This is a genomic window from Bacteroidota bacterium (assembly GCA_039111535.1).
Taxonomy (GTDB): Bacteria; Bacteroidota; Rhodothermia; order Rhodothermales; family JAHQVL01; genus JBCCIM01.
In genome coordinates, this window is record JBCCIM010000309.1 from 1 (window position 1) to 4,690 (window position 4,690).

The following is a 4,690-nucleotide window of genomic DNA, read 5'->3' on the forward strand; positions in this document are numbered from 1 at the left end:
ATCGGGGTTTCGGGGTTTCGGGGTTTCGGGGTTTCGGGGTTTCGGGGTTTCGGGGTTTCGGGGTTTCGGGGTTTCGGGGGTTTCGGGGTTTCGGGGTTTCGGGGTTTCGGGGTTTCTACAGAATGAACTTCGTCCACCAACAAATACAATCACAAAAAATCGGAATCACGAAAAAACGAAATCACGATTTTACAGAATCACGATAATTAAGAATCACGATAATTAAGAATCACGATAATTAAGAATCACGAAACCACTTCGCTGATCTCGCCGGTTGCTTTGTCTTTGAGAATGCGTTTGGTTGTACCGTTAGGCATCAACTCCTCTTTGATCACTACTTTGCCATCGTACTCTGCACCCGTTGCCTCGATTTTGGCCTGCGTACCCGTTTCCCGCCATTCAACGTCTACCGGCTCCCACTGCTTCGTTTTGACGGATTTATAGCAAGCATCCATAATAGCGTTTACAACATAGCCATCGTAAAAGTCTTCCTGCGGGGCCGTGCCGGCATCCATGGCATTGAACATGTCGGTAAACATCTCCACGTAGCCAAGTGCACCCGGCTCGTCACCAACCGGAAAAAGCCACCCTGTTTCGGCTTCCAGCTTTTCAGCTACATAGGCACCAGAGCCGCCGGCGGTAAACATCTCAAAACCTGTGCGCAGCCAGTGGTTTAGCATAATAGTGCCTTCCGTACCAGCTATTTCGTCGCGGAGATCCATCCCTCCACGAAACGCCCAACTCACTTCAAACTGGCCAATGGCGCCGCTTTCATATTTGATCAGTCCAATGGCCTGGTCTTCTGCATCAATGGGATGTACAAGCGTATCAGCCGTACACATCACCTCAACCGGGCGGTTGTTCTTCCCTACAAAACTGCGCGTGATCTCGATACAATGACATCCCATATCGATAATTGCCCCACCGCCGGCCTGTTTTACATCCCAAAACCATGCACTGTGCGGGCCGGGGTGTGTCTCCCGTGATCTTACCCAGAGCACATCACCCACCGCGCCGGCTTTTACGCTGGCAATGGATTTCAACGTTTTGGGCGTGTACACAAGATCTTCGAGGTAGCCGTTAAATACGCCGGCTTTTTCCACCATATCGAGCATCTGCTTTGCTTCCGCAGCTGTGCGACCGAGGGGCTTGGTACAAAGCACAGCTTTGCCGGCCTCTGCAGCCAATCTAACACATTCGAGGTGAACATGGTTTGGCAGACCAATCACCACCGTATCCGTTTCTTCATGCCCAATGGCTTCTGCAAGGTCGGTGGTCCAGTTGGGAATGCCCCACTCTTCAGCAAACTTCCGCGCTTTCTCTTCACTTCTCGAATACACCATATGCACCCGATCCCGGCTGCGTTGCCCGTGGATAGTCATCGTGTAAAACATCCCGATTAGCCCGGTGCCAAGCATCGTTATTTTGTGGGCTTCCATTTTTCCGTACCTCTCTTAAGTTCAGTAACCGGCAAGTACAGCGCTATTTCTAACAGCAGCGCGAGTATTTCCGCGTAGTCCAATCAAAACATCGAAGCCTAATTTCAAAAAACACGGAATCAAATCCAAGAAGCGCATACGTTGTTCACCGGCTTGCTGATCTTTATCTTGACCCATATGGACCCAAAGCTTCTCCACCAAACGCGCTATCCCATGCCAACCAAGCTGTTGTCGTTCTTGCTGATTTTCTTCAGCTATTCGTGTACCAACACCAAGCCTACCCTGATGGAATTACCGCCGCCATCAAACGATGGACCAGAAGAGGTAACTCCAGAAGCTACACCAGAATTTGATGTGCTCGTTTTCTCTAAAACCAATGGATACCGCCACAAATCCATAGAAGTGGGGGTTGACGCGATTGAACATCTGGGTGACGTACACGACTTCGACGTTTATGCAACAGAGGACGCCAGCTTCTTCACACCCGAAAGGCTGGAACGGTATGAAGTCATTGTGTTTTTGAACACATCGGGAGAAGACGTGCTCGATGCTACCCAAAAGCAAGCATTCGAGCGTTACATTCAGGCAGGTGGTGGTTTTGTTGGTATACACGCAGCAGCAGCCACAGGGTATGAGTGGGAGTGGTATGGGAAGCTTGTGGGTGCATTTTTTGATGACCATCCGGAGCCACAAAAAGCAACGGTTATGGTGCTCGATCACAGCCATCCGTCCACCAAACACTTGCCGGCGCGATGGGAGCGCTTTGATGAATGGTACAACTATCGCACGAACCCGCAAAGCAACGTGCATGTCCTCGCTGCACTCGACGAGCAAACATACGAAGGGGGCACCATGGGATACGATCATCCCATCAGTTGGGCCCACGAATTTGACGGCGGACGATCCTGGTATACGGGGCTTGGACACACACAGGCAGCCTACACCAATAAACAATTTCTCGAACACATCTTTGGTGGCATTCAATGGGCAGCGGGCGTTGTTGATGCTGAAGTTGGCGCTACACTAGCACGCAACTACAAAAAAACAGTGTTGATGGACGAGGTGACAGACCCGATGGAAATTGCAATCGCTGAAGATGGGCGCGTGTTTCTGGCCGAACGCGCCGGCGCTTTGAAAATGTGGGATCCCCAAACAGGCACAACCAAAGACATCGGATGGATTCCCGTATACATGGTGATCGAAGACGGCCTACTTGGCATTACGCTCGACCCCGATTTTATGGAGAACAACTGGCTCTATGTTTTCTATGCTCCAGAAGACGCCAGCCCCTCTCGCCTGTCCCGCTTTACGCTGGCCGGCGATCAGCTCGACATGGGCAGCGAGAAAATTCTACTCGAAGTGCCTTTTCAGCGGAAAGATTGCTGCCACGCCGGCGGATCACTCACATTTGACGCCAATGGCAACCTCTACCTGTCAACGGGCGACAACACCAACCCTTACGACAGGAAGGGCAACCCGATTGACGAACGCGAGGGGCGCACATACGCAGATGCGCAGCGCACTTCAGCCAACACCAACGATCTGCGCGGCAAAATCCTGCGTATTCACCCGGAAGATGACGGGTCCTACACCATCCCCGAAGGCAACCTCTTCGAAGGTGATAATTTGCACCGCCCAGAAATCTACACCATGGGACACCGCAACCCGTTTCGCATCGCGGTCGACAGTGAAACCGGGTGGCTGTATTGGGGAGACGTTGGCAACGGAGACCCGCCCAACGAGCGCGGGGGCTGGGGATACGATGAATTCAACCAGGCGCGTGGCCCGGGCTTCTTTGGCTGGCCCTATTTCAGCGGTAAAAATCAGGCGTATAACGACTTCGATTATACAACAGAAACCGTCGGCAACCCGTTCAATCCAGCTGCGCCCGTCAACGATTCGCCAAACAATACCGGTGCAACGAACCTGCCGCCTGCGCAGCCAGCGATGATTGCCTATACGTATGGTGTCAACGAAGATTTACCTGGCCTGGGGGCCGGCGGTGTGAACCCGATGGCGGGTCCCATTTACCGGAGGCAACCCACCTACAGCGACAAAGCCCTCCCGGCGTACTTCGAAGGCAGTCACATCATCTATGAGTGGATGAGAAACTGGGTTATGGAAGTCAAATTTGATGAAAACGGTGACCTGCTAAAAATTAGCCCCTTCCTGCCGGGCATCGAGTTTGTCCGGCCGATGGACATGGAAATTGGTCCGGATGGCGCCCTCTATGTTGCTGAATGGGGCGACGCATTCTGGGGCAGCAACCCCGATGCGCGGGTTGTGCGTATCGAATACAACAAAGACACCATGGAGCGCGCCCGCACCTTGCCGGCCCCCGTCAATCCGACCGTTGTACGGTTTGATGCGCCCCACAATGGCAGCTTCTTTTCTTTCGATGAACCGATCGACTACAGCGTCACTGTTACCGACCCGCAAGGCCGACAGCTTGCCAACCACCCCGTGACCATATCAACCTATTCCGGATTTGATACGCATCGGATTATGCTAAACCAGCAGACCGATCACGCCGGGCAAGCTACCGTTACCAAAGCATATACCCATACCCCCGACCTGCATCTACAGGATCGCTTTGCTGAACTGGAAGCCTGCGCATCGAACAAGCAGGGGTTTGTCTATTGTGATCGCATCAAGCTACACCCGGCTACCAAACAGGCAGAACACGTTTCGTGGCAGAAAGACACAAAACGACAAACCCATAGCTCACACCCGGCCTCGGAACGCTTTGCCCAAACGGCACTGATCACCATGCAGGTAGAAAACGGCAGCGCCCTCGCCTATACGCCCGTTGACCTCTCGAGCGTCAACAACATCATCGTACGGTACAAACAATACCAGGGCAGCAGCATTGTGCTCCGGGTAGATGCCGTTGATGGCCGCGAAATTGGCCGCATTGACCTTGATGCTTCGGAGGCTGTAGCTATCGATGAAATCCCGCAATTGGAGAGCGTCGACCTCGCCCTGCAGCATGATGAGGCAATTTTGGTGTCTGGCCTCAAGCCCGATGTCTACAAAAACTGGGCTGAGGTTTCCATTCCGGTAACAGCATCAAGCCGGGCGAACCTGCTGGTTATAACGTTTGAAGGGTCCGAAGAAGATATGCTCCTTGAACTGGACTGGATCCGGTTTGAATAACAGGTAGCCGGCCAGGATTTAGCACCAAGCTGCTGAACCCTGGCCGGCTAACTTATCGAATGACAGAAATCACATGCGACCAGACCACATCCCCA

Annotated in this window: 2 protein-coding genes; one reads left to right on the forward strand and one right to left on the reverse strand. The window is 52.8% G+C overall.

The annotated features are described in order from the left end of the window. Nucleotides 1-245 precede the first annotated feature (245 nt). On the reverse strand, nucleotides 246-1,439 hold the full coding sequence (locus tag AAF564_26050) for a Gfo/Idh/MocA family oxidoreductase (protein MEM8489036.1): 1,194 nt from the start codon (nucleotides 1,437-1,439) through the stop codon (nucleotides 246-248). Between the two features lie 213 nt (nucleotides 1,440-1,652). Between AAF564_26050 and AAF564_26055 the strand changes: the two genes are divergently transcribed. Next, on the forward strand, nucleotides 1,653-4,595 hold the full coding sequence (locus AAF564_26055; GenBank protein MEM8489037.1) for a ThuA domain-containing protein: 2,943 nt from the start codon (nucleotides 1,653-1,655) through the stop codon (nucleotides 4,593-4,595). The last annotated feature ends 95 nt before the right edge of the window (nucleotides 4,596-4,690 follow it).

What these genes read in the sequence shown, in the direction of transcription:
- AAF564_26055 (MEM8489037.1), top strand. Translation starts at nt 1,653, where the DNA reads ATGCCAACCAAGCTGTTGTCGTTCTTGCTGATTTTCTTCAGCTATTCG.
- AAF564_26050 (MEM8489036.1), bottom strand. Translation starts at nt 1,439, where the DNA reads ATGGAAGCCCACAAAATAACGATGCTTGGCACCGGGCTAATCGGGATG.